The sequence below is a fragment of the Pseudomonas paraveronii genome, from assembly GCF_963681955.1.
Lineage (GTDB): Bacteria > Pseudomonadota > Gammaproteobacteria > Pseudomonadales > Pseudomonadaceae > Aquipseudomonas > Aquipseudomonas paraveronii.
Genome location: NZ_OY817130.1, coordinates 1,757,848 through 1,781,915 on the forward strand (window position 1 = coordinate 1,757,848; position 24,068 = coordinate 1,781,915).

Consider the following 24,068-nt stretch of genomic DNA (forward strand, 5'->3'; position numbering starts at 1 on the left):
TAAAAGCCGTCTGCATAGACGGCTTTTGCTTGCTGTAGGAGCGAGCTTGCTCGCGAAGGTCGTTAACGATTACGCGAAAAACCTGATGCCCCACGGCGCTCCCGGTTTTTTTTGCGGGCAAGTCCGCTCCTACATACCAGCATCACGCCTATTCGTTGTGGAGATTGCCGTCATGGCCAACGAACTCTATACCCGTACCAATCAGAAAATTTACTTTGCGGGTTTGTCCCTGGAAGCCCTTGGCCGCGCCGAGGCAGGGAAGGAGATGAACGCCATCGCGCTGGTCCAGGCGGGACGTGAGGCGGCCTTGTTTCATCTCTACGGTGCCTTGCTGGGGTTGTGTCATGAAATCGCCGGGTTCTACCGTTTACCCCAGGCCGGTTCGCCGCGTGCGGAAATGATCATGAATCGCGAAGTGCTGGACGCCATGGCGATCCCTGAGCTCGCCGAGCTGGTGGAAATGGCGCAAAGCCCCGACAGTTGGGTAGCGCGCCTGCTCAAAGCGCATGCCGATATGTTCCAGCCGCCACGTGTTCCTCATGTCCCCAAGGGCGATGTGACCCAGCCGTTGATCGTGGCGCTGGCGCTGGAAGAGGATGAACCGAAGCCGTTGAGCCGCGAAGAGCTAGAAGGCTGGCGCCAAGAGCTGAAAAAGATGGCGCTGCGTTTTCGCGAAGGTTTGAACGAGTGCTGAGCTAAGTTATCTGCCAATTGCTCTGGGCAATGTGGGAGCAGGCAAACCAGCTCCCACCGCAGCAGCGGTGATCCAACGGACACCATTCATCCAGCCGTAAAGAAACCTCGCCAGATCCTCTGCGAGGCCCGGCAGATGACTGATATAATCCCGGCCTTTCGTGGAGAATAGACTTTTATGCCGACGTCCTTTCTGGAAATTGTTGAATTGCCTGACGGCCGAATCGAGCTGCGCCGGGCTGAGGACGAGGGTTCTCTGGTTATCTTGGACTTTTCCGAGGACGCCAAGGCATTCCTGCAAGGCCAGCACGTGGAAGTGGCTAAAGCCATGTTGAGCGTTGGTGTGCAGATGGCTGGCCGCTTGGCGGAAGGCGAACCGGAGAAGGACGACGGTCCACGGGTTCTGCACTGAGTCTCGCTGGTCGCTTTTTTGGCTGTATGTTGCAGATCGGCTTCTCAGCCTGAAGAAGCCTCGCGTCGATCGCGGGCACTGACCAAGGTCAGCTAGCCGCGAGTCTGACTGTTGCATTTACCCCAAACGAATATTCAAGCTCTGTGCATCGCCAGTGCGCGCTGCACTGATCAACTGCTGCTTGGCGTTGGCATTCAGCGGGTTCAACCAGCTCACCACTGTATGGCTGCGGCCCAGGCGCAGGGCTTCGCAGGTCAACTGTTGCGCGCTTTGCGCTCCGCGTGGTTGTAGCAACAGGATGCGCTCTCGGTTGAGACCGGCGTCCCGCAGCCAGGCTTGGGTCAGGCTGGCGGGCGGGGCGATCAGCGTCAACCAGCGTGCATCCTGTTCCTCGCTCAGTTCGCGCAGGATCGGCGCCAGCAGGCTCAGGCAGCTCCCGGCCGCACCGCGCAACGACAGTTCACTGAACGCCTCAGGCTCGGCGCTCCAGGGCGCCTCGACCGTTTCCTTGAGGATGGGCGCAAGGGGTTGGGCCATAAAGGCCTCGAACAGCGACAGTTGTGTGTGTTGGGGTGTGTGCACGAGCTGCATGATGCCTCCTTTAGCGGCGAATGACGCCGACGCTCAGGCCTTCGATCACCAGGTCCTGGTCTTTCAGGTTGACTTCGATCGGGGCGAACTCAGGGTTCTCGGCCAGGAGCCAGACCTTGCTGCCTTCGCGCTTGAAGCGTTTGACGGTGACTTCGTCGCCGATACGGGCGACGACGATCTGGCCATTACGGGCTTCGCGAGTGGTGTGGACAGCCAACAGGTCGCCGTCGAAAATGCCCACGTCCTTCATGCTCATGCCATGCACCCGCAACAGGTAGTCGGCGCGAGGATGGAAGAAGGTCGGGTTGATGTTGCAGGATTCCTCGACGTGCTGCTGCGCCAGGATCGGCGCGCCGGCAGCGACGCGGCCGATGATCGGCAGGGTCGATTCGTCGGCCTTGGCTTCGAAACCGGGGATGCGAATGCCCCGCGAAGCGCCCGGGGTCATCTCGATCGCGCCTTTGCGAGCGAGGGCCTTGAGGTGTTCTTCGGCGGCGTTGGGGGATTTGAACCCCAGCTCCAGCGCAATTTCCGCACGCGTCGGCGGGTAGCCGTTGTCGTCGAGGCAGCGCTTGATAAAAGCCAGAATCTCAGCTTGGCGTGGCGTCAGTTTTAGCATGTTGATCGCTCTGTCTTTTTATACAGTGACTGGGATTATATACAGTGGACTGCGCTTGGCAATCATCCTTTTTTGCGCGTCCGCTGGACGGTCATTCGTCAGCCCTCCTACAACGCAAAGACAGCGCTGCCTACAGAGTTGAAAGGATGTGATTAAATAGCCTTCAAATAGATGACTGCCCAGCCGGAAAGCGAACCCGCAGGCTTGACAAGACACAACCTGAAACGTATGTTTCAAACAAGTGTTTGTCAGGCGGAGTAGCCATGGCCCAGTCGGAAACCGTTGAACGCATTCTCGATGCTGCCGAGCAATTGTTCGCGGAAAAAGGATTTGCTGAAACCTCATTGCGGCTGATCACCAGCAAGGCCGGGGTCAACCTCGCCGCCGTGAACTACCATTTCGGCTCAAAAAAAGCCCTGATCCAGGCGGTGTTCTCGCGTTTCCTGGGGCCGTTCTGCGCCAGTCTCGACCGTGAGCTCGAACGCCGCCAGGCCAAGGCCGACCATAAGCCGAGCCTGGAAGAACTGCTGGAAATCCTCGTTGAGCAAGCGCTGGTGGTGCAGCCCCGCAGCGGCAACGACCTGTCGATCTTCATGCGCCTGTTGGGCCTGGCGTTCAGCCAGAGCCAAGGCCACCTGCGCCGCTACCTGGAAGACATGTACGGCAAGGTATTCCGCCGCTATATGTTGCTGGTCAACGAAGCCGCCCCGCGCATTCCGCCGATCGAATTGTTCTGGCGCGTACATTTCATGCTCGGCGCGGCGGCATTCAGCATGTCCGGGATCAAAGCGTTGCGGGCAATTGCCGAGACTGACTTTGGCGTCAACACCTCCATCGAACAGGTGATGCGCCTGATGGTGCCGTTCCTCGCTGCGGGCATGCGCGCCGAAACCGGCGTGACCGACCAGGCCATGGCCGCCGCCCAATTGCGTCCGCGCAGCAAATCCACGCCAATCCCCGCGAAGGTTTGACCGCCCCGGGTGTGCGCGGCCGCTGGCATCCGCTAAGCTAGCCGCCCATGCCGAATTCAGCTATTGACTCGCAACCCGTTGTTCTCGCCGCCCCCGTCGCGCCGCGAGAGCAACGGGTTGTGTGCGTTATTTAAGGAAGGTTTATGACTGCTGCCCTGCAAGGTTCTTTGATGGTCGACGTTGCCGGCACCTGGCTGACGGCCGAGGATCGCCACCTGTTGCGCCAGCCTGAGGTGGGCGGCCTGATCATTTTTGCACGCAATATCGAGCATCCGCGCCAGGTGCGGGAATTGAGCGCGGCGATTCGTGCCGTGCGCCCGGACCTGCTGCTGGCGGTCGACCAGGAGGGCGGTCGCGTGCAGCGCTTGCGCCAGGGTTTTGTGCGTCTGCCGGCCATGCGCGCGCTGGCGGGTCACCCCAATGCCGAATACCTCGCCGAACAGTGTGGCTGGATCATGGCCACTGAAGTCCTGGCCGTTGGCCTGGACCTGAGCTTCGCCCCCGTGCTGGACCTGGACTACCAGCGCAGCGCGGTGGTCGGCAGCCGTTCCTTCGAGGGCGACCCCGAGCGCGCCGCAGTGCTTGCCGGTGCGTTTATCCGCGGCATGAACAGCGCCGGCATGGCCGCCACCGGCAAGCATTTCCCGGGGCACGGTTGGGCTGAGGCCGATTCCCACGTTGCGATTCCCAATGACGAACGCAGCCTGGAACAGATTCGCGCCAATGACTTGGTGCCTTTCGCACGCCTGAGTCAGCAATTGGCGGCGGTGATGCCGGCACACGTCATTTACCCGCAAGTCGACGCCCAGCCTGCCGGTTTCTCGCGCCGCTGGTTGCAGGACATCCTGCGCGGCGAGCTGCAGTTTGACGGGGTGATTTTCAGCGACGACCTGTCCATGGCCGGTGCCCATGTGGTCGGGGATGCGGCCAGCCGTATTGAAGCCGCACTGACGGCAGGTTGCGACATGGGCCTGGTGTGCAATGATCGGGCGGCTGCCGAACTGGCGCTGAGTGCGGCCCAGCGCATGAAGGTCACGCCATCGGCGCGGATTGCGCGGATGCGTGGGCAAGCGATTGCGTCGACGGACTATAAGCAAGATCCGCGTTGGCTGGTGGCGCTCAGGGCACTGCGCGAGGCGCAGTTGATCGATTAAGGCGGCGGCGCGCCTATCGCGGGCAGGCCCGCGATAGGCGATCTAACCGTCAGCGCTTTTCTTGCTTATTGGGCAACGGCGCAAACAGCGCCTCGATATCCTCGTTGCCCAACTGCCAATCCCCGGTGGTCCGCCCGTCCAGCACGCCTGCTGCCAGGTCGGACTTTTCCTTCTGCAGGTGCTGGATTTTCTCCTCCACCGTGCCCCGCGCAATCATCTTGTACACGAATACCGGCTTTTCCTGGCCGATGCGATACGCACGGTCAGTGGCCTGGTTTTCCGTGGCCGGGTTCCACCACGGGTCATAGTGGATCACGGTGTCGGCTTCGGTCAGGTTCAGGCCCACGCCACCTGCCTTCAGGCTGATCAGAAAGATCTGCAGCTTGCCGCTCTGGAAGTCCTTCACCGGCGTGCGCCGATCGCGGGTCTGGCCGGTCAGCAGCGCGTAGGCGACGCCGCGTTTTTTCAGCTCGACTTCAATCAAGCTCAGCATCGAGGTGAACTGGGAAAACAACAAAATCCGGCGACCTTCGGCAAACAGCTCTTCGAGCATCTCCATCAAGCTGTCGAGCTTACCCGAGCTGCTGCCGCGCGCCGGTAGGGTGGCATCGTTGACCAGGCGCAAGTCGCAGCACACCTGGCGCAACTTGAGCAGCGCTTCAAGAATGATGATCTGGCTGCGCGCCACGCCTTTGCGGGTGATCTCGTCGCGGACTTTTTTGTCCATGGCCAGGCGCATGGTTTCGTACACGTCGCGCTGGGCTTCATTGAGCTCGACCCAGTGGATGATCTCGGTTTTCGGCGGCAATTCCGTCGCCACCTGTTCCTTGGTACGGCGCAGCAGGAAGGGTTTGATCCGACCGTTCAGGTGCTGCAATCGTACATCGCTGGCGCGTTTTTCAATGGGCACGCGGTAGTCGCGGTTGAAGCTTTTCACGTCGCCCAACCAGCCCGGCAACAGGAAGTGGAACAGCGACCACAGCTCGCCCAGGTGGTTTTCCAACGGCGTGCCGCTCAGGCACAGGCGCTGCCGTGCGTTGAGCTCACGCGCCGCCTGGGCCGCCTTGCTCGAAGGGTTCTTGATGTACTGCGCTTCGTCGAGGATCAGCACATGCAAGGGCAGGGCGGTGAGCTGCTCGATGTCTTTGGGCAGCAACGCATACGTGGTCAGCAGCAGGTCGTAGTCCTGCAAGTTCGCGAAGTGCTTTTTGCGCGTGGCGCCATACAGCGCCAGGACCTTGAGTTGCGGCGTGAAGTGCGCGGCTTCGTCGAGCCAGTTGGGAATCAGGCTGGTGGGCATCACCACCATGCACGGGCGGTCCAGGCGCCCGGCGATCTTTTCGCTGAGAATATGCGCCAGGGTCTGTAGGGTTTTGCCCAGGCCCATGTCGTCCGCAAGAATGCCGCCCACATCCAGTTGGCGCAGTGACTGCATCCAGCTCAAGCCCTCCAACTGATAGGGGCGCAAGGTCGCGTTCAAGCCCTCGGGCGCGACGCAGGTGAAATCCTTGATGTCGCGCAGGCGCTGGGCGAAGTTGCGGATCTTCTCGCCGCCTTCCCATTGCAGGGGCAGGTCTTCCAGCGGGTTGAGGCGGATCGCGTCGGCTTTGGCCAGGCGCAGCGTGGTGGTGCCGGGTTCCTGCAGGTAAAACTCGCCGAGGGTGGCCAGTACGGGTTTCAAGCGGCCGTAGGGCAGCGCCACTTGCAGCGGGCCATGGCCACCGTTGGGCAGGCCGGGGATGTTGACCAGGATCAGTTCGTCATCGCGGCGCCGCGCGAGTTTTTCCGGGTTGAGGATCTCGGTGTGCGAACGCATCAGGTTGAGCAGGATCGGCAACAGGCTCAGGCGCTCACCGTTGACGATGATCCCCAGTTCCAGATCGAACCAGTCACGCTCCGGCCCTTCGTCGACGGTGGCATACCAGTCGTCCACCGGGCTCAGGTCGAAGCCGAAGTCGTCGTCGATCTGCAACTCCCAGCCTTCTGCCCGCAGTGTCGGCGATGCGTTGAGGGTGAAGTTCAGCCAGGCGCTGTCATTGACCATCTCGAACAGCTCGCCGGCACTTTCCGGCAGCGCTTTGCTCTGGCGCGTGGCGATCTTGAAGCCGAGCAGGCGCAGTTGCTCGCGATAGCGTTGTTCCTGCTCGGGGTGCCGCTTGATTCGCAGGCTCTGGGTTTCCTGGCGGACGATGATGTCGGCGTTCTTTTGCCCGCTGACGTAGTTGCCCAGATAATTGAACGACAGCGCCGCACGGTGCTGGATATAGCGCTGCATCTTGCCGTTGCGCGGCTCGAACGCGCTGAACTCGACACTCGCCAGCCACAAGCGCGGCACGGGCAGCACATCGTCCATCACCACTTGCGGCAACACCACGCGGTTGTCCAGCACGGCCTGGAGTTTTTCCAGCAGTTCGGCGTCCTGGGCCGCCGCCGGGTAGGCCAGGGTTTCCTGGACCTTGAGCAGCACCGCCGCGATGTGTTTGCAGTTGGTGTGTACCGGGCAGGTACAGCGGCTGTCCACCAGGATCAGCGTGCCCTTGGCCGATTCGCGCAACGAGATGGTCTGCCGGTAGACGTTGCTGCCCGAGCCTTCGCAACTGGCGATGATGGTGCTGTCGCCCGACTCGACGATGCGCACGCGGTTTTCCAGGGCATAGCGCCGCCCGCGCTCCAGGCTTTGTTCTTTGAAGCGATTGGCCCACGAAGGGGCCAAGGGCTTGGTCAGCGGCGACGTCAGGGGCATGGCGCTGGATCAGTCCTGAAGGTCGGTGGGCGGTGCGCTGGGCTGCTTGGCGGTCAACGAGGTGATCTTGATCAGCAGCGCGAGGTGGCCGCCATCCAGGTAGTTGAGCTGGTTGTTCTTGGTGCGCACGTCTTTCTGCGCGAGGTGCTCGCTGGCGATGACGCTGCCGTTGCCGTCAAACTGGTTGATCCAGAAGTCGGCGTCGATATCGGTAAAACGGCCCAGTTGCAGGTTCAGCACGCCCTCGATGGGAAACTGGCCGAACTGCTCCTGGCCGTCGGTGATCGCGATCTTTACCGGTTGCTCGCCGAGGTTCTGTTCCCAGGCCTTGTGTGCGAGCACGGTGTAGTTGGCGTCTGCGCGAAGTTTGTCGACGATCGTGCCCAGGCGCGGCGGGCTCTTTCTGTCGCCCAGGCGCATGGCGCCGGCATCCCAGTCTTCCGGCGCGGCGCGGCTGTTGATCACCGGCTCCATGTTCTGGCGCACCAGAACCATTTCCACTTGGTACAGGCTGTCGGCAAACGCCGAGGGTGCGAGTACCACTAATAACAAGCTCAGAATGCGGAACACGCGCATTGGGGCGTCCTTCAAGCAGATTTCGGGATGAGGCGCTCAAACAGCGCCTCCAAGGTATTGAAACGTTCTTCGGCGCGTTCCATCGGCACCATGAACTTGAACAGCGTAGCCCCTTCGAACTTGTAACGGTTGGGCTGGCCCTGGATCAGCTTGATCAGCACCAGCGGGTCCACTGGCGTCTGCGCTTCGAACTCGATGCGCCCGCCCTGCGGCCCGGCGTCGACCTTCTTGATGCCCAGTTGCTCAGCCTGCAATTTGAGCAGGGTCAGGCGCACCAGGTTCTTGGTCGGTTCCGGCAACAGGCCGAAGCGGTCGATCATCTCTACTTGCAAGTCCTTGAGGCCTTCTTCGTCGGTGGCCGAGGCGATGCGTTTGTACAGGATCAGCCGTGCGTGGACGTCCGGCAGGTAGTCTTCGGGAATCAACGCCGGCAAGCGCAGGTTGATCTCCGGGCCGCCGCCCAGCGGTTGGTCGAGGTTCGGTTGCTCGCCCTTGCGGATGGCTTTCACCGCACGTTCGAGCATTTCCATATACAGGGTGAAGCCCACGGCCTGGATCTGCCCGCTCTGGCCGTCGCCGAGCAGTTCGCCGGCGCCACGGATTTCCAGGTCGTTGGTGGCCAGCACAAAGCCGGCGCCCAGGTCCTGGGTGTTGGCGATGGCTTCCAGGCGTTTTTCCGCGTCGCCGGTGATTTGCTGGCGCGGTGGCGTCAGCAGGTAGGCGTAGGCCTGGTGGTGACTGCGTCCGACGCGGCCGCGCAGTTGATGCAGTTGTGCCAGGCCGAACTTGTCGGCGCGCTCGATGATGATGGTGTTGGCGCTTGGCACGTCGATGCCGGTCTCGATGATGGTCGAGGCGATCAGCACGTTGAAGCGCTTGTGGTAGAAGTCGCTCATCACCTGTTCGAGGTCGCGCTCGCGCATTTGCCCGTGGCCGATGGCGATGCGCGCTTCCGGCACCAATGCAGCGAGGTCGGCGGCGCATTTCTCGATGGTCTTCACGTCGTTGTGCAGGTAATACACCTGCCCGCCGCGCAGCAATTCACGCAGCAACGCTTCCTTGACCGTGCTGTTGTTCTGCTCCATCACGAAGGTGCGCACCGACAGGCGCCGCGCCGGCGGGGTGGCGATGATCGACAGGTCGCGCATGCCCGACACCGCCATGTTCAGCGTGCGCGGAATCGGCGTGGCGGTGAGGGTCAGAATGTCGACTTCGCTGCGCAGGGCCTTGAGCTGTTCTTTCTGGCGCACCCCGAAGCGGTGTTCTTCGTCGATGATCACCAGGCCCAGGTTCTTGATCTTCACATCGTCCGACAGCAGCTTGTGCGTGCCGATCACGATGTCGATCTTGCCCTCCGCCAGGTCGGCGACGGCGGCATTCACTTCCTTGGCGGACTTGAAGCGGCTCATCACTTCCACGGTCACCGGCCAGTCGGCAAAGCGGTCACGGAAACTGTTGTAGTGCTGCTGGGCGAGCAGGGTGGTCGGCACCAGGATCGCCACTTGCTTGCCGCCATGCACCGCGATGAAGGCTGCGCGCATCGCCACTTCGGTCTTGCCGAAGCCCACGTCGCCGCACACCAGGCGGTCCATCGGCTTGGGCGCGAGCATGTCGGCGCGCACGGCGTCGATGGTGGTTTGCTGGTCCGGGGTTTCTTCGAAGGCGAAGCCGGCACTGAAAGTGGCGTAGTCGGCTTTCGGGTCGGCGAAGGCGTAACCTTCGCGCGCTGCACGCCGGGCATAAATGTCGAGCAGCTCGGCGGCGACGTCGCGCACCTGTTCGGCGGCCTTGCGCTTGGCTTTCTGCCAGGTCTCGGAACCGAGGCGGTGCAACGGCGCCAGGGCATCGTCGCTGCCGGTGTAGCGGGCGATCAGGTGCAGGTTGGCCACCGGCACATACAGCTTGGCGCCTTCGGCGTATTCCATGGTGAGGAATTCGGCGGCCTGGTTGTCGATTTCCAGGGTTTGCAGGCCGAGGTAGCGGCCGACGCCGTGGTCGATATGCACCACTGGCGCGCCTTCGCGCAACTCGGTGAGGTTTTTGATCACGGCGTCGTTGTTGGCGTCGGCGCGTTTATCGCGGCGACGACGCTGCATCACCCGTTGACCGAACAACGGGCTTTCGGCGATCAGCGCCAGGGCCGGATCGTCCAGCTGCAGGCCTTCATTCAGCGGCGCGATGGTGATCGCCAGGCGCTCTTTGCTGGCGATGAAGTCCGGCCAACTGTCGACGGTTTTCGGGCGCAGCTTCAGGCGTTCCAGCAGCTCCAGCAGCACTTCGCGGCGCCCGGCCGATTCGGCGGTAAACAGCACGCGACCGGGGAAATCGCCGAGGAAGTTGGACAGCGCTTCGAGCGGTTGGCTGGCCTTGGCTTCAATCGCCAGGTTCGGCAGGTTTTGCGCCGGGAAGCGCGCGCGGCCCGTGCCGGCGTCCACATCCTCTTGGCTGACGACCACGCGCGGCCAGTTTTTCAGGCGGGCGAAGCAGTCTTCCACCGGCAGGAACAGTTCGGCGGGCGGTAATAAAGGCCTGGATGGATCGACGCGACGCTCTTCATAGCGGTTGCGCACGTCGTTCCAGAAGTTTTCCGCCGCTTGCTCGATGCCCGGCAGCGAGAACACCTGGGTGTCCTGGGGCAGGTAGTCGAACAGGGTGGAGGTTTCGTCGAAGAACAGCGGCAGGTAGTACTCGATACCGGCGGGGGTAATCCCGCTGCTCAAGTCCTGGAAGATCGGGCAGCGGCGGAAGTCCACGTCGAAGCGCTCGCGAAAGCGCGCCTTGAAGCGTGTCACCGCGTCTTTTTGCAGCGGGAACTCCCGCGCCGGCAGCAGTTTGACCGACTCGACCTTGTCGATGGAGCGCTGGTTTTCCGGATCGAAGGTGCGCAGGGTCTCGATTTCGTCGTCGAACAGGTCGATGCGGTACGGCAACTTGCTGCCCATCGGGAACAGGTCGATCAGCGCGCCGCGTACCGCGAATTCGCCGTGCTCATAGACCGTGTCGACGCAGCGGTAGCCGCTGGCTTCCAGGCGCGTGCGCATTTGCTCGACGTCGAGCTTCTGGCCGATATCCAGCACCAGGCTGCTGCCCAGCAGGAACTTGGTCGGCGCCAGGCGATGCAGCGCCGTGGTGATCGGCACCACCAACACGCCGTGGGCCAGTTCCGGCAGGCGGTACAGGCTGGCGATGCGCTGGGAAATGATGTCCTGGTGCGGCGAGAACAGGTCGTAGGGCAGGGTTTCCCAGTCGGGAAAGTGCAGCACCGGCAAATCGGGGGCGAAGAAGCTCAGCTCCTGCTCCAGCCGTTCGGCGCTTTGGCTGTCGGCGGTAAGCAGCAGGGTAAAGCGCTTGGCTGCGCTGGCAGCCTCGGCGATGGCCAGGCTCAGGGCGGCACCGGGCAAGTTACCCCAGTGCTGTTTACCTGCCGCGGCAGGGAGTAGCGGTAGACGCAGAACGGGCACGGAAGGTTGAGCTCCAAGCGTTGCGACAAAGTCGGTAATTGTAACGGCCCGAGGTGCCGCCTGTCAGTTGCTGACTGAGCCTATTACGGTTTGTGGGAAATGTAGTGGCTAAGACAAACAATGGCGTGTTTTGACTCAGTATGTAGTGCTGAAATGCACATAGTTTTCGGAGGGTTACGGACAAGTCGCCCCGCCTGCTCCACTAGTGGCCTTCTGGAACCCGCGTATTTACTGGGCTGCAGCGGGGTGGCTTTTTTGGATGAGAGCTTTTTGTTGTGGGACGCGCATTGCTCCTGGGGCGGCCTGGCGGCATAATGTAGCCCCTTTTTTCAGCCCCTACATGTGGAAGGTTCCCGTGACTCAGAAGCCCGACCAGTGTCTTGGTGAATGGATCGACCGTGAAGCACTCGCTGAAGCGATGATCCCGCTTATCGGTCAGCTGTACCGCAATAACAATGTGGTGAGCTCGATCTATGGCCGCAGCCTGATCAACCAATCAGTCATCGCGATTCTCAAGGCGCATCGCTTTGCTCGCCATCGTTCTGCCAACGACAGCGAACTCTCCGTCCACGAAACATTCCCTCTGCTCAAAGCCATGAGCGAGCTCAAGCTCGGCGCGGCCTCGGTAGACCTGGGCAAGTTGGCCGCCAAATTCCGCGCCCAAGCCAGCGGCCGTTCCGTCGAGCAGTTCGTGCGTGAAGAATTGGCCGACGTGGTGGGCAAGCAGAACGCTTCCGCCCGCAAAGGCACTGACGTTGTGCTTTACGGCTTCGGTCGTATCGGCCGCTTGCTGGCACGCATCCTGATCGGCAAAACCGGTGGCGGCGACGGCTTGCGCCTGCGCGCCATCGTGGTGCGCAAAGGCGCCGAGAACGACCTGGCCAAGCGCGCGAGCCTCTTGCGTCGCGACTCGGTACACGGTCCGTTCAACGGCACCATCGTCATCGACGAAGAAAACAACACCATCACCGCCAACGGTAACCTGATCCAGGTGATCTACGCGAAGAACCCGACTGAGGTGGATTACACCCAGTACGGCATCAAGGACGCCCTGCTGGTGGATAACACCGGCGTATGGCGCGATGCCGAAGGCCTGGGCCAGCACCTGACCTGCCCGGGTATTGCCCGCGTTGTCCTGACTGCGCCTGGTAAAGGCAAGCTGAAGAACATCGTTCACGGCATCAACCACGCGGAAATCACCGCTGACGACAAGATCGTGTCTGCCGCTTCCTGCACCACCAACGCCATCGTGCCGGTGCTGAAGGCCGTCAATGACAAGTTCGGCATCGTCAACGGCCACGTCGAAACCGTTCACTCGTACACCAACGACCAGAACCTGATCGACAACTTCCACAAGGGCGATCGCCGTGGCCGCAGCGCCGCGTTGAACATGGTGATCACCGAGACCGGTGCCGCCACCGCTGCCGCCAAGGCCCTGCCTGAGCTGGCCGGCAAGCTGACCGGTAACGCGATCCGCGTGCCGACGCCTAACGTGTCGATGGCGATTCTCAACCTGAACCTTGAGAAAGCCGCTACCCGTGAAGAGATGAACGAGTACCTGCGCTACATGGCGCTGCACTCCGATCTGCATAAGCAAATCGACTTCGTCAACTCGCAGGAAGTGGTTTCCACCGACTTCGTTGGCTCGCGCCACGCCGGCGTGGTGGACGCGGAAGCGACCATTTCCCAGGATAACCGCGTTGTGCTGTACGTGTGGTACGACAACGAGTTCGGCTACAGCTGCCAGGTCGTTCGCGTGATGGAAGACATGGCTGGGGTCAACCCGCCTGCATTCCCGCGCTAAGCGTTCAGGTTGAATGAAAAAGCCCCGACTGGTTCGGGGCTTTTTTCTGGCTGGGGATTTATGTTGTTTGCGCCGGCTTCATCGCGGGCAAGCCCGCTCCCACAGGGGCGTCAGGCGGTACGCTGTCAAATGTGGGAGCGGGCTTGCCCGCGATAGCGCTGGATCAGTCGCCGCCTTTGCCGCGGCCCCGACACCCTCAATCCAGCAACTCGTCACGCAAACTATCGGACAGCCCCTTCGGCGCCAGCCAGAGGCCCAGGTACGCCCTCGCCAGTTCCTCATCGCGACTGCTGAACACCACCTGGCCATTGATCTCCAGATTCAGGCCGCGTCCTGGACGAAAATCCAGGGCGTAGCGATCACCGTTGCGGATGTTGCGAAAACGCCCATGCAGTTGCGCAAGCTCTGGTTTCAGGCGGGCGCTGGTCTGCTGGCGTTCAAGGGTGGTGTTCGCGGCTTTAATCACATCGTTGCGGTCGATATCGCGAAAGTAATACAGCACCAGGCGCAGGTCTTTTTGCCGATCCCAGGACTGCTTCGCGCTGACCTCGGCCGGGGCATACAGCGCCGCTGCATACACATCCGCCCAGAGGTAAGTCAGCAGCGCTTGGTTTTTCAGCGCCAACTGCTGGGATTGCGCCGGGAAATTCGCCTGGGTGAGACGATCCACCTCATTGGCGAATGCCGGCACCGAGAACATCAGCCATAAACAGACAACCGCATGCCGCATAATGGTGGGGCCTGCCAAGGTGTGTGCCTACAGGTTAATTCAATTTTCGACGGCGATTAGGTTTATGAGCAACCTGCGACAGATAGCGATGGTGTGCGGTTTTGCGGCGCTGGCCGGCTGTGGCGGCGATACGTTGGAGCAGTTTGGTGGCCCGACCATGGGCAGCACCTATTCAATTCAGTATGTCAGAAGCTCGACGGCACCCGCGCCGAAAGAGCTCCAACGCCAGGTGGAAAATATCCTGGGCGACGTCGACCGACAGATGTCGACCTACCGCAGCGACTCCGATATCGAACGTTTCAATAACCTGCCGGCCAACAGTTGCCAGCCGATGCCGGCGCCGGTTCTGCAACTGGTGCGTACCGGCGAGCAACTGTCCGAGGCCAGCGCGGGTGCGTTTGACCTGACGGTGGAACCGCTGCTGAACCTGTGGGGGTTCGGGCCCCAGGCCCGGCAACTCAGGGTGCCGGACGCCGCGACGCTGGCGCAGGTGCGTCAGCGGGTCGGTCACCAGCATCTGCGTATCGACGGTGAGCAACTGTGCAAGGACGCCGCCGTCGAAGTCGATTTCAACAGCATTGCTGCCGGTTACGCGGTGGATCGCATCGCCGAACTGTTGACCGGCCTGGGTATCCACCACTACCTCGCCGAAGCCACCGGCGAACTCAAGGCTGCCGGTCACAAACCTGACGGTTCGCCCTGGCGCGTGGCGTTGGAAGAACCCCGTGACGATCAACGGGTCGCCGAAAGAGTCATCAACGTCGACGGCTTTGGTGTGTCCACATCGGGTGACTATCGTAATTATTTCCAGCAGGATGGTCGGCGCTATTCCCACACCCTGGATGCGCGGACCGGTGCGCCGATTACTCATCAGTTGGCATCGGTGACGGTGTTGCATCCGTCGGCGCTGATGGCTGATGGGGTGTCGACGTTGCTGTTGATCCTTGGGCCGGAGCAAGGCTGGGATTACGCTGAGCAGCACCAGATCGCTGCGTTTTTGTGCTGCGCGAGGGCGATGCTTTCGTCACACGCAGTAATCAGGCGTTCGAGCAACTGACTGCGGTGAAACCGTAATCCGCGCCGTGTAGTAAAGGCAAAACTGGCCTACGACGCGACCAAGGGTTAATGTGCGCGGCGTTGAGCCTTATATAGACTGTGCCCCGGTTCACACACTTGAGCCAAATTGTCCTTCATGACCGCTGGCCGCGGCATGATTTAGCCAGGCGTCCAACCGTGGGCCTGGCCTGTTCTGAGGAGTATGCATGGCTGTCTACAACTACGACGTGGTAGTACTGGGTTCCGGCCCGGCTGGAGAAGGTGCGGCGATGAATGCCGCGAAGGCAGGGCGCAAGGTGGCGATGGTCGATAGCCGTCGTCAGGTCGGCGGTAACTGCACCCACCTGGGTACCATCCCGTCCAAGGCCTTGCGTCACTCAGTACGCCAGATCATGCAGTTCAACACCAACCCGATGTTCCGGGCCATTGGCGAGCCGCGTTGGTTTTCGTTCCCGGACGTGCTGAAAAGCGCGGAAAAAGTCATCTCCAAACAGGTGGCGTCGCGGACCGGCTATTACGCCCGTAACCGTGTCGACCTGTTCTTCGGCACCGGCAGCTTCGCCGACGAGCAAACCATCGAAGTGGTCTGCCCCAACGGTGTGGTCGAGAAGCTGGTGGCCAAGCACATCATCATCGCCACCGGGTCGCGCCCGTATCGCCCGGTGGATCTCGATTTCCACCACCCGCGTATCTACGATAGCGATACCATCCTCAGCCTGGGCCACACCCCGCGCAAACTGATCATCTATGGCGCCGGCGTGATCGGCTGCGAATACGCCTCGATCTTCAGCGGCCTGGGTGTGCTGGTAGAGCTGGTGGACAATCGCGAGCAGTTGCTGAGTTTCCTCGACTCGGAAATTTCCCAGGCGTTGAGTTACCACTTCAGTAACAACAACATCACCGTGCGCCACAACGAAGAGTACGAGCGCGTCGAAGGCCTGGACAACGGTGTGATCCTGCACCTCAAGTCCGGCAAGAAGATCAAGGCCGATGCCTTGCTGTGGTGCAACGGCCGTACCGGTAACACCGACAAGCTGGGTATGGAAAATGTCGGGGTCAAGGTCAACAGCCGTGGCCAGATCGAAGTGGACGAGAACTATCGTACCTGTGTGCCGAATATCTACGGTGCCGGTGACGTGATCGGCTGGCCAAGCCTGGCCAGCGCTGCTCATGACCAGGGCCGTTCGGCCGCTGGCAGCATTGTCGACAATGGCAGCTGGCGCTATGTGAACGACGTGCCGACCGGTATCTATACGATTCCGGAGATCAGCTCGATCGGTAAGAACGAACACGAACTGACCAAGGCCAAGGTGCCTTACGAAGTGGGCAAGGCGTTCTTCAAGAGCATGGCGCGTGCGCAGATCGCCGGTGAGCCGCAAGGCATGCTGAAGATTCTGTTCCACCGTGAAACTCTGGAAGTCCTCGGCGTGCATTGCTTCGGCTACCAGGCTTCGGAGATCGTCCACATCGGCCAGGCCATCATGAACCAGCCGGGCGAGCAAAATACCCTCAAGTATTTCGTCAACACCACGTTCAACTACCCGACCATGGCGGAAGCCTATCGGGTCGCGGCCTACGACGGCCTCAACCGGCTTTTTTGAGCGGCTCCGGCCGGTGGCCTGAGCCGGCCGGGGAGACCGATTTCAGTAATTCTCGAGGGTGGCAGTGGCCAAACCGGGAAAGTCTGTAATCAGGCTATCTACGCCGAAGTCGGCGAGCCTGCGCATCAGTGCAGGTTCGTTGACTGTCCACACCGACACGTGCAATCCCTGGCGCTGGGCTTTTTCCAGACGCTCGGGGGTACACAGCGTCCAGTTCAACGCCAGATACTCACAGCCATAGTTTTGCGCGACCTTCAGCGGGTCGAGCCAGGCGTATTCGGCTACCAGCCCGCGCGACAGGTCCGGGGTGAGTTCCACGGCCGCTTTCAACACTTCCCGTGAGCTTGAGGTCACTGTGACCTTGTCCATGATGCCGAAACGCACGGCCATTTCCCGAATCGCCAGCACGGTGGTCGCGGCGCGGGTGCGCGAGGCGCTTTTGACTTCCAGTTGCCAGTGATCGAAGTCGCACTTTTCGAACAGCTCTTCCAGGCGCGGGATCGGGCAGGGGTTGACCCAGCCAGGGCCGCCCTTGCGTGCGTCCATCTTCATCAGGTCCGCTGCCGAATACTCGACGACTTTGCCGCGCCGGTCGGCGGTGCGCTTGAGGGTCGGGTCGTGGATGACCATCAGTTCGCCGTCCATGGACAGGTGCAAATCCAGTTCGCAACGGCGTACACCGTGCTTGAGGCACTGCTGGAAGCTGGTCAGGGTGTTTTCCGGTGCTTCGCCTTTGGCACCGCGGTGGCCGTAGATCAGGGTCACAGTTGCTCCTTTACGCCAGGTCGTCTGGCGGGGTGAATACGAATTCAGGTGTCTGGGGCGTCGCTCTGTTCCCGCGCCAGACGCCGTTCCTGCGCCTGTTTCTGCAGGATGTAGCGCGCCAGCAATTGGCGTTGGGCGTCGGTCATGGATTCGAATTCCGTGCCGATGGCAAACGCGGCGCCCTTGGCATCGCAATGGGTGACCCGGGCCCGCAGCAACAGGCCCAGCGCCTGGGGCATCAGCACCAGCTTGACCGCCAGGTGGGCGCCAAGTGCCAGGGCGGTTGGGTGCTGGAAGTCGATGCCACCTTCGGAAATGATCACCGGCTGCGGGGCGCCGACTTCGTCCAGCAGGCCGCGCGCCATGATCTGGCTGAGCAGATCCAGGCGTTTGTTCTGGACTCTGAGGAGGGCTGCCAGGCTGCGATCTTTCTCGCTGAGCTGGCGCAACAGGTGCTGGGCTTCGAATTCGCTCAGGTGCAGTTCACTGAGCAGGTTGAACAGCGGCGAATCATCCAGTAGCACTTCCTTGCTCGCCGCTTCGGGGGCGGACAGGCTTTTGATTTGAAGTGCGATCATGTCGTCGATACGGTAGTATTCGCGGCGTTCTTCTTCATCTAATGTCGACATGGCGAACCCAAAGTAGCGGTAATGGTCTGAGTGTAAGGCTGCTTACCAGACCCCGCCACCGGGACGTCTTCTTTTCCTCCGAACAAGCCCCGACATGTTCAGACCTCTCTTCGTATTTATTGGCACGCGTTATACCCGTGCAAAGCGTCGCAATCATTTTGTGTCGTTCATTTCCTTGACCTCGATGATCGGTCTCGCCCTTGGCGTGGTCGTGATGATCGTGGTGCTGTCGGTGATGAACGGCTTCGATCATGAGATGCGCACCCGCGTGCTGGGCATGGTGCCCCACGCGACCATCGAGTCGGGTGAACCGATCAGCGACTGGCAAAGCCTGGCCGACAAGGTCAAGCACAACCCCAAGGTCGTGGCTGTAGCGCCGTTCACCCAGATGCAAGGGTTGCTGACCCATGACGGCAAGGTGCAGAAAATCCTGCTCAATGCCATCGACCCGGTCCAGGAGCGCAAGGTCTCGATCATCGACAAGTTCATGCTGCAGGGCAAACTCGACGCTCTGGCGCCCGGCAGCTTTGGCATCGTGATCGGCGACAAAGCCGCGGCCAAGCTCGGCGTGGGCATCGGCGACAAGCTGACCTTCGTCGCCCCGGAAGTCACCGTGACCCCGGCCGGCATGTTCCCGCGCATGAAACGCTTTACCGTGGTCGGCACCTTCCACGTCGGCGCCGGCGAGATCGACGGCTACCTTGGCCTGACCAACCTCACCGACCTCGCGCGCCTGCATCGCTGGAAGCCGGACCAGGTGCAGGGCCTGCGCCTGAAGTTCAACGACTTGTTCGACGCCCCGCGCGGCGCCTGGGAAATCGCCCAGCACCTGGGTGAAAGCCAGTTCTACGCCCGCGACTGGACCCGTACCCACGGCAACCTGTACCAGGCCATCCGCATGGAAAAAGCCATGATCGGCCTGCTGTTGTTGCTGATCGTCGCGGTGGCGGCCTTCAATATCATTTCCACGCTGGTAATGGTGGTGAACGACAAGAAGGGTGACATCGCCATCCTGCGCACCCTGGGTGCTACGCCTGGGCAGATCATGGCGATCTTCATGGTGCAGGGGACGGTGATCGGCGTGGTCGGCACCTTGATCGGCACCGCAGTGGGCATTCTGGCTGCGCTCAATGTCAGCGCGGCCATCGCTGGCCTCGAAACCCTGATCGGCCACAAGTTTCTCAACGCCGACGTCTACTTCATCGACTACTTGCCGTCCCAGGTTCAGGCCCAGGACGTGCTGATGGTGGGCGGCGCCGCGTTGGTCCTGAGTTTCCTTGCCACCCTGTATCCAGCCTGGCGCGCGGCACGTACCCAGCCAGCACAGGCCTTACGTTATGAGTGAATCGGGCATGAGTGAAAAAGCAATCCTGAGCTGCCGCAACCTGGGCAAATCCTACGAGGAAGGCCCGGAATCGGTAGTGGTGTTGTCCAACCTGCAACTTGAGCTGCACCCCGGCGAGCGCGTGGCGATCGTCGGCAGTTCCGGTTCCGGCAAAAGTACCTTGCTCAACCTGTTGGGCGGCCTCGATACGCCGTCCCAGGGCAGCGTGTGGCTGGCGGGCGAAGAACTGTCGGCCCTCGGTGAAAAGGCCCGTGGCCAACTGCGCAACCGTTCGTTGGGTTTCGTGTACCAGTTCCACCACCTGTTGCCGGAGTTCACCGCCCTGGAAAACGTGTGCATGCCGCTGCTGATCGGCAAGACCGCGATCCCGGAGGCGCGCCAGCGTGCCAAAGCCTTGCTGGAGCGCGTCGGCCTCGGTCACCGCCTGGAGCACAAACCGGCCGAATTGTCCGGCGGTGAGCGCCAGCGTGTGGCGATTGCCCGCGCGCTGGTGAACAACCCGGGCCTGGTGATGCTCGACGAACCGACCGGCAACCTCGATTCCCACACCGCCCAGGGCATCAAGGACTTGATGCTGGAACTGAGCACCCAGATGCGCACCGCGTTCCTGGTGGTGACCCATGACATGAGCATGGCCCGGCAGATGGACCGCGTATTGCACCTGCAGGAAGGTCATCTGGTCGCCATCTGACCTGTTTCAAGCCCGGGGCATGACGCCGGGCTTTTTCATTTTTCAGGCGGTGCACGCGAATGTTCAGACCGTTATCGATTTTCATCGGCATGCGCTATACCCGCGCCAAGCGCCGTAACCGTTTTGTTTCGTTTATCTCGATGACCTCGATGATCGGCCTCGCCCTGGGCGTGCTGGCGATGATCGTGGTGTTGTCGGTGATGAATGGCTTTCAACGCGAAATGAGCTCGCGCATCCTCGGCATGGTGCCTCACGCTACCATCGTCGGTGTGAACCCGATCGACGATTGGCAGCCGGTAGCCGCGGCGGCGATGAAGAATCCCGAAGTGACCGCCGCAGTACCGTTCACGCAGATGGACGGCATGTTCTCCTACAAGGGCGCGATGCAGCCGATCGAGATCAGCGGCGTCGACCCGGCCCAGGAAGGCAAGGTGTCGATCGTGGCCCAGCATATCGTCCAGGGCAAACTCGAAGACTTGAAGCCCGGCGAGTTCGGCGTGGTGGTCGGCGAAATCACCGCGCGGCGCTTTCGCCTGAACGTGGGCGACAAGCTGACCCTGATCGTCCCGGAAATCAGCAGCGCGCCGGGTGGCATCACCCCGCGTATGCAGCGATTGAACGTGGTCGGTATCTTCAAGGTCGGCGCCGAGCTGGACGGCTCCATGGCGTTGATCCATATGGCCGACGCCGCAGAAATTCAGCATTGGCAGCCGAGCCAGGTGCAGAGCGTGCGCCTGGCGGTGAAAGACTTGTACGCGGCGCCCAAGGTTTCGGCGGATATCGCTGCCAGCCTCGGTGCGGCCTACAAGGCGGATGACTGGACCCACACCCAGGGCAGCCTGTTCAGCGCGATGAAGATGGAAAAAACCATGATCGGCCTGCTGTTGCTGATGATCGTCGCGGTGGCGGCGTTCAACATCATCGCCACGCTGATCATGGTGGTGAACGACAAGGGCGCGGACATCGCGATCCTGCGTACCATCGGCGCCACGCCACGGCAGATCATGGCGATCTTCATGGTGCAGGGCACGGTGATCGGTATCGTCGGCACCCTGATCGGCGGCGTGCTGGGCGTGATTGCGGCGCTGAACGTCAGTGAGCTGGTGGGGTGGCTGGAGCGGGTGAGCGGGCAGCATATCTTCAGTTCGGACGTGTACTTCGTCAGCAACCTGCCCTCGCAATTGCAGGGTGGGGATGTGCTGCTGATTTGCTCGGCCGGGTTTGTGTTGAGCTTTTTGGCGACTATTTATCCGGCGTATCGGGCGGCGAAGATTGAGCCGGCGCATGCCCTCAGGTATTCGTAGGATTTAAGACCGCTATCGGGAGCAGCTCCCTCGCACATTTTGATCTGTGAATACATTCAAAATGTGGGAGGGAGCTTGCTCCCGATAGCGCCGGCACTGCTTGCATCAAACTCCCTGTGGCAACTCGATCACAAACCGCGTCCACCCCGGCTCAGACTCGCAATAAATCCGCCCCCCATGCGCCCGCACAATCGACTGGGTAATCGCCAGCCCCAGCCCTGCGTGTTCACTGCTGCCTTCATGCCGCGCCGGGTCCGCCCGGTAGAAACGGTCGAACAACCGCGGTAACACCTCCGCCGGGATGCCTTCCCCGCTGTTCTCCACCGTCAGCGTCACGCCGTGTGCGCCTTCTGTCAGATGCACCCGCACCTCGCCGCCCGCCGGGGTAAAGCGCAGCGCGTTATCCAACAGGTTCGACAATGCCCGGCGCAACATGCCGCGGTCGCCGGTGGTGTGGGCCATACCCTCGCGCACCAGGCTGACGTGCGCGTCTTCCGCCAGCAAGACGAAGAACTCCAGTAGCGCGTCGACTTCATCCGCCAGCTTCAACGGTTCGCGCGTGGGCGCCAGCAGCCCGTGATCGGCCTTGGCCAGGTACAACATGTCGTTCACCAGTTGCGCCATCCATTGCAGCTCTTCCAGGTTGCTGTGCAGCGCCTCGCGGTAATCCTCCAGCGGGCGCGGTTGGGTGAGGATGACTTGGGTGTGGGTCAACAGGTTCGACAGGGGCGTGCGCAGTTCGTGGGCGATATCGGCGGAGAACGCCGAGAGGCGCTGGAACGCGTCGTCCAGTCGGCCCAGCATGGCGTTGAAGGCTTGGGCCAGTTCCGCCAGTTCCACCGGCATACCCTGCTCGGGCAAACGCTGGGTCAGGGAATGGGCCGACACGCCGGCCGCCACTTCACCCATGCGCCGCAACGGTCGCAGCCCGCTGCGCGCCGCCCAGGCGCCGAGCAGCGCGGTGGCCAGGGCCGAGAGGCTGACCGTGAGCCAGATCAAATGCTGCATACGTTGCAGGAAGTGTTGGTGGTGGGTGATGTCGAGCATCAGGCTCAGTTGCGGCGAGTCGGGTTGGCCCGGCCTTAACGGCGCGTTGTACACGCGGTACTCGGTGCCGGCGTTCTGCAGGCCGTGCAGGCCAGGCGATTCGGGCAGGCTGATGTTCGGTGCGCCGTCAAACCAGCGTTGGCCGGCGGCGGTGATGCGTAATGCGAGGTCAGGCTGGCGATTGAGCTCGGCGCGCAGTTGCGCTTCGCGTTGGGCGAATAACTGCAGCGAGTCGACGCCCTGCAAGGTGCTGCGCAGCGCCACCAGTTTGCTTTCGAGCAGTTGCTGGTCCAGTTCGACAAAATGCGCCTCGCTGGCCCGGTTGAACAGCACGCCGGCGAGCAACGAGACCACGGCGGTGCAGGCCGCAAACAGCAGGGCCAGGCGGCTGCTCAGGGACAGGTGCTTGATCAACTGCATCGTTCCTCCAGCACATAACCCATACCGCGCACGGTGTGGATCAGCTTATTGGGGAAGTTGTCGTCGACTTTCAGGCGCAGTCGGCGGATCGCCACTTCGATGATGTTGGTGTCGCTGTCGAAGTTCATGTCCCACACCTGGGACGCGATCAGCGACTTGGGCAGCACTTCGCCCTGGCGCCGCAGCAGCAGTTCGAGCAAGGCGAATTCCTTGGCGGTGAGGTCAATGCGCTGGCCGTCGCGTTCGACGCGGCGGCGGATCAGGTCCAGGCGCAGGTCGGCCAGTTGCAGGGCGGTTTCCTGCGGTGCGCTGCTGCCACGGCGCAACAGGCTGCGCACCCGTGCGAGCAGTTCGGAAAAGGCGAACGGCTTGACCAGGTAATCGTCGGCGCCCAGTTCCAGGCCGTGTACGCGGTCTTCCACGGCGTCGCGGGCGGTGAGAAACAGCACCGGGATGTCGAGTCCGGCGCTGCGCACGGCCTGGAGGATCTGCCAGCCATCGCGGCCGGGCAGCATCACATCGAGGATCAGCAGGTCGTAGTCGCCGGTCAGCGCCAAGTGTTGGCCGCTGGTGCCGTCGGCCACCAGTTCAGTGGTAAAGCCGGCCTCGGCCAGGCCTTGGCGCAGGTACTGGCCGGTTTTGGGTTGGTCTTCGACGATCAGCAGTTTCATGGGCAGCTCTTGGCAGCGGGTCACGTCGGGCTTTATACCGTGGTGGCCAGGGGAGGGGCGCAACCTGACAAAGTTGTAATCTAGCAGTCAGCTAGCTGGCAGGGGGGCAATCTTAGAGTTGTCCTCAGACTGATCCCACACCTTTGGAGAATTGAGATGGCATTGCGTACCCCCCTGTTGTTGGCAGGCTGCCTGTTGGCGTTGAGTGTCGGGGCAATGGCTGACACGGCCCACACCTATGCATTCGGCCAGCCGGCATCTGCCGATAAGGCCACGCGCACCGTGGAAGTGGTGCTGCAGGATATGTCCTTTTCGCCCAAGTCCCTGGATGTAAAGGCCGGTGAGACCGTGCGTTTTGTGCTGGTCAACAAAGGCCAGTTGCTCCACGAGTTCAACCTGGGCGATGCGGCCATGCATGCTGAGCATCAGAAGCAAATGATGCAGATGCAGTCGAGCGGCATGCTGAACGCCACCGGTATGGGCAAGATGGACCACGGCGCTATGGACCACGATGCTATGGGCAATATGGGCAATATGGGCAATATGGGCAATATGGGCGGGATGAAGCACGATGACCCCAACAGCGTACTGGTAGAACCCGGTAAAACCGCCGAGTTGACCTGGACGTTCACCAAGGCTTCCGGCCTTGAGTTTGCCTGCAATATTCCCGGGCATTACCAGGCGGGTATGGTCGGCAAGCTCAACGTCCATTGAGCCTGCGAGAGGGCGCGTGCTGTGTTTCTTAGGGGCGGGGGCAAAGGCTGGTAGAATGCTCGGGTTTATTT

At 61.6% G+C, this 24,068-nt stretch carries 20 protein-coding genes and 1 pseudogene; 11 read left to right on the top strand and 10 right to left on the bottom strand.

Annotation, left to right across the window (positions count from 1 at the left end):
- Positions 1–172: 172 nt before the first annotated feature.
- Both U5A08_RS07880 and U5A08_RS07885 read left to right on the top strand, forming a co-directional pair.
- Positions 173–694: a DUF6586 family protein gene (locus U5A08_RS07880; protein ID WP_253394124.1), complete on the top strand. Its 522-nt coding sequence runs from the start codon at positions 173–175 to the stop codon at positions 692–694.
- A gap of 177 nt (positions 695–871) precedes the next feature.
- Positions 872–1,105 carry a hypothetical protein gene (locus U5A08_RS07885; protein WP_053255041.1) on the top strand — a complete coding sequence of 78 codons (234 nt, stop codon included), beginning with the start codon at positions 872–874 and terminating at the stop codon, positions 1,103–1,105.
- A 117-nt stretch (positions 1,106–1,222) separates the two neighbouring features.
- Here the strand turns inward: U5A08_RS07885 and sulA are convergent, their stop codons facing one another.
- Positions 1,223–1,696 (bottom strand): SOS-induced cell division inhibitor SulA, encoded by a 474-nt coding sequence (gene sulA / locus U5A08_RS07890; RefSeq protein ID WP_253394126.1) that lies wholly within the window; start codon positions 1,694–1,696, stop codon positions 1,223–1,225.
- A 10-nt stretch (positions 1,697–1,706) separates the two neighbouring features.
- Positions 1,707–2,315: a transcriptional repressor LexA gene (gene lexA / locus U5A08_RS07895; RefSeq protein WP_003172575.1), complete on the bottom strand. Its 609-nt coding sequence runs from the start codon at positions 2,313–2,315 to the stop codon at positions 1,707–1,709.
- A gap of 263 nt (positions 2,316–2,578) precedes the next feature.
- On the opposite strand from lexA, the gene U5A08_RS07900 reads away from it, so the two are divergent.
- Together U5A08_RS07900 and nagZ are read left to right on the top strand one after the other, a co-directional pair.
- Positions 2,579–3,286 carry a TetR/AcrR family transcriptional regulator gene (locus tag U5A08_RS07900; RefSeq protein ID WP_253394130.1) on the top strand — a complete coding sequence of 236 codons (708 nt, stop codon included), beginning with the start codon at positions 2,579–2,581 and terminating at the stop codon, positions 3,284–3,286.
- Positions 3,287–3,429: 143 nt separating this feature from the next.
- Positions 3,430–4,440, top strand: a complete 1,011-nt coding sequence (gene nagZ, locus U5A08_RS07905; RefSeq protein WP_321851086.1) for a beta-N-acetylhexosaminidase — start codon at positions 3,430–3,432, stop codon at positions 4,438–4,440.
- A gap of 49 nt (positions 4,441–4,489) precedes the next feature.
- Here nagZ and U5A08_RS07910 read toward each other — a convergent pair whose 3' ends face one another.
- The 3 genes from U5A08_RS07910 to mfd are packed head-to-tail and all read right to left on the bottom strand — an operon-like array spanning position 4,490 to position 11,220.
- Positions 4,490–7,183 carry a DEAD/DEAH box helicase gene (locus U5A08_RS07910; RefSeq protein WP_253394132.1) on the bottom strand — a complete coding sequence of 898 codons (2,694 nt, stop codon included), beginning with the start codon at positions 7,181–7,183 and terminating at the stop codon, positions 4,490–4,492.
- Between the two features lie 9 nt (positions 7,184–7,192).
- Positions 7,193–7,759, bottom strand: coding sequence for a CsiV family protein (locus U5A08_RS07915; RefSeq protein WP_321851088.1), 567 nt, complete (start codon positions 7,757–7,759; stop codon positions 7,193–7,195).
- Positions 7,760–7,770: 11 nt separating this feature from the next.
- Entirely contained in the window at positions 7,771–11,220 is a 3,450-nt protein-coding gene (gene mfd, locus U5A08_RS07920) for a transcription-repair coupling factor (protein ID WP_321851090.1), read from the bottom strand.
- Positions 11,221–11,560: 340 nt separating this feature from the next.
- On the opposite strand from mfd, the gene U5A08_RS07925 reads away from it, so the two are divergent.
- Positions 11,561–13,024, top strand: coding sequence for a glyceraldehyde-3-phosphate dehydrogenase (locus U5A08_RS07925; RefSeq protein ID WP_253394135.1), 1,464 nt, complete (start codon positions 11,561–11,563; stop codon positions 13,022–13,024).
- A 196-nt stretch (positions 13,025–13,220) separates the two neighbouring features.
- On the opposite strand, the gene U5A08_RS07930 is transcribed toward U5A08_RS07925, so the two are convergent.
- Positions 13,221–13,754 (bottom strand): chalcone isomerase family protein, encoded by a 534-nt coding sequence (locus U5A08_RS07930; protein ID WP_253394137.1) that lies wholly within the window; start codon positions 13,752–13,754, stop codon positions 13,221–13,223.
- A gap of 64 nt (positions 13,755–13,818) precedes the next feature.
- Between U5A08_RS07930 and U5A08_RS07935 the strand changes: the two are divergent.
- Both U5A08_RS07935 and sthA read left to right on the top strand, forming a co-directional pair.
- Positions 13,819–14,828 (top strand): annotated as a pseudogene (locus U5A08_RS07935) (FAD:protein FMN transferase).
- A gap of 188 nt (positions 14,829–15,016) precedes the next feature.
- Entirely contained in the window at positions 15,017–16,411 is a 1,395-nt protein-coding gene (sthA, locus tag U5A08_RS07940) for a Si-specific NAD(P)(+) transhydrogenase (RefSeq protein ID WP_247399972.1), read from the top strand.
- A 42-nt stretch (positions 16,412–16,453) separates the two neighbouring features.
- On the opposite strand, the gene U5A08_RS07945 is transcribed toward sthA, so the two are convergent.
- Both U5A08_RS07945 and U5A08_RS07950 read right to left on the bottom strand, forming a co-directional pair.
- Entirely contained in the window at positions 16,454–17,176 is a 723-nt protein-coding gene (locus U5A08_RS07945) for a glycerophosphodiester phosphodiesterase (protein WP_247399974.1), read from the bottom strand.
- A 44-nt stretch (positions 17,177–17,220) separates the two neighbouring features.
- Complete coding sequence (locus tag U5A08_RS07950; protein WP_253394140.1) at positions 17,221–17,805, bottom strand: PilZ domain-containing protein; 585 nt, start codon at positions 17,803–17,805, stop codon at positions 17,221–17,223.
- Between the two features lie 94 nt (positions 17,806–17,899).
- On the opposite strand from U5A08_RS07950, the gene U5A08_RS07955 reads away from it, so the two are divergent.
- Genes U5A08_RS07955 through U5A08_RS07965 form a run of 3 tightly spaced genes read left to right on the top strand, consistent with a single transcriptional unit; the run spans position 17,900 to position 21,145 of the window.
- Positions 17,900–19,150, top strand: coding sequence for a lipoprotein-releasing ABC transporter permease subunit (locus U5A08_RS07955; RefSeq protein ID WP_321851092.1), 1,251 nt, complete (start codon positions 17,900–17,902; stop codon positions 19,148–19,150).
- A 7-nt stretch (positions 19,151–19,157) separates the two neighbouring features.
- The gene (gene lolD / locus U5A08_RS07960; RefSeq protein ID WP_017477213.1) at positions 19,158–19,841 is read left to right on the top strand and encodes a lipoprotein-releasing ABC transporter ATP-binding protein LolD; all 684 of its coding nucleotides are present in this window, start codon (positions 19,158–19,160) and stop codon (positions 19,839–19,841) included.
- A 59-nt stretch (positions 19,842–19,900) separates the two neighbouring features.
- The gene (locus tag U5A08_RS07965) at positions 19,901–21,145 is read left to right on the top strand and encodes a lipoprotein-releasing ABC transporter permease subunit (RefSeq protein WP_321851093.1); all 1,245 of its coding nucleotides are present in this window, start codon (positions 19,901–19,903) and stop codon (positions 21,143–21,145) included.
- Between the two features lie 105 nt (positions 21,146–21,250).
- Here U5A08_RS07965 and U5A08_RS07970 read toward each other — a convergent pair whose 3' ends face one another.
- A complete protein-coding gene (locus U5A08_RS07970; protein WP_321852191.1) occupies positions 21,251–22,606 on the bottom strand; it encodes a heavy metal sensor histidine kinase in 1,356 nt (451 codons plus the stop codon).
- Entirely contained in the window at positions 22,603–23,283 is a 681-nt protein-coding gene (locus U5A08_RS07975; protein WP_253394144.1) for a heavy metal response regulator transcription factor, read from the bottom strand. The genes U5A08_RS07970 and U5A08_RS07975 overlap by 4 nt, the downstream gene beginning before the upstream one ends.
- Positions 23,284–23,439: 156 nt before the next feature.
- Between U5A08_RS07975 and copI the strand changes: the two genes are divergently transcribed.
- The gene (gene copI, locus U5A08_RS07980) at positions 23,440–23,997 is read left to right on the top strand and encodes a copper-resistant cuproprotein CopI (protein WP_321851096.1); all 558 of its coding nucleotides are present in this window, start codon (positions 23,440–23,442) and stop codon (positions 23,995–23,997) included.
- Positions 23,998–24,068 lie beyond the last annotated feature (71 nt).

What these genes read in the sequence shown, in the direction of transcription:
- U5A08_RS07910 (WP_253394132.1), bottom strand. Translation starts at nt 7,183, where the DNA reads ATGCCCCTGACGTCGCCGCTGACCAAGCCCTTGGCCCCTTCGTGGGCC.
- nagZ (WP_321851086.1), top strand. Translation starts at nt 3,430, where the DNA reads ATGACTGCTGCCCTGCAAGGTTCTTTGATGGTCGACGTTGCCGGCACC.
- U5A08_RS07975 (WP_253394144.1), bottom strand. Translation starts at nt 23,283, where the DNA reads ATGAAACTGCTGATCGTCGAAGACCAACCCAAAACCGGCCAGTACCTG.
- U5A08_RS07885 (WP_053255041.1), top strand. Translation starts at nt 872, where the DNA reads ATGCCGACGTCCTTTCTGGAAATTGTTGAATTGCCTGACGGCCGAATC.
- sthA (WP_247399972.1), top strand. Translation starts at nt 15,017, where the DNA reads ATGGCTGTCTACAACTACGACGTGGTAGTACTGGGTTCCGGCCCGGCT.
- U5A08_RS07925 (WP_253394135.1), top strand. Translation starts at nt 11,561, where the DNA reads ATGTGGAAGGTTCCCGTGACTCAGAAGCCCGACCAGTGTCTTGGTGAA.
- U5A08_RS07950 (WP_253394140.1), bottom strand. Translation starts at nt 17,805, where the DNA reads ATGTCGACATTAGATGAAGAAGAACGCCGCGAATACTACCGTATCGAC.
- lexA (WP_003172575.1), bottom strand. Translation starts at nt 2,315, where the DNA reads ATGCTAAAACTGACGCCACGCCAAGCTGAGATTCTGGCTTTTATCAAG.
- U5A08_RS07930 (WP_253394137.1), bottom strand. Translation starts at nt 13,754, where the DNA reads ATGCGGCATGCGGTTGTCTGTTTATGGCTGATGTTCTCGGTGCCGGCA.
- U5A08_RS07900 (WP_253394130.1), top strand. Translation starts at nt 2,579, where the DNA reads ATGGCCCAGTCGGAAACCGTTGAACGCATTCTCGATGCTGCCGAGCAA.
- lolD (WP_017477213.1), top strand. Translation starts at nt 19,158, where the DNA reads ATGAGTGAAAAAGCAATCCTGAGCTGCCGCAACCTGGGCAAATCCTAC.
- U5A08_RS07965 (WP_321851093.1), top strand. Translation starts at nt 19,901, where the DNA reads ATGTTCAGACCGTTATCGATTTTCATCGGCATGCGCTATACCCGCGCC.
- sulA (WP_253394126.1), bottom strand. Translation starts at nt 1,696, where the DNA reads ATGCAGCTCGTGCACACACCCCAACACACACAACTGTCGCTGTTCGAG.
- U5A08_RS07880 (WP_253394124.1), top strand. Translation starts at nt 173, where the DNA reads ATGGCCAACGAACTCTATACCCGTACCAATCAGAAAATTTACTTTGCG.
- U5A08_RS07955 (WP_321851092.1), top strand. Translation starts at nt 17,900, where the DNA reads ATGTTCAGACCTCTCTTCGTATTTATTGGCACGCGTTATACCCGTGCA.
- copI (WP_321851096.1), top strand. Translation starts at nt 23,440, where the DNA reads ATGGCATTGCGTACCCCCCTGTTGTTGGCAGGCTGCCTGTTGGCGTTG.
- U5A08_RS07915 (WP_321851088.1), bottom strand. Translation starts at nt 7,759, where the DNA reads ATGCGCGTGTTCCGCATTCTGAGCTTGTTATTAGTGGTACTCGCACCC.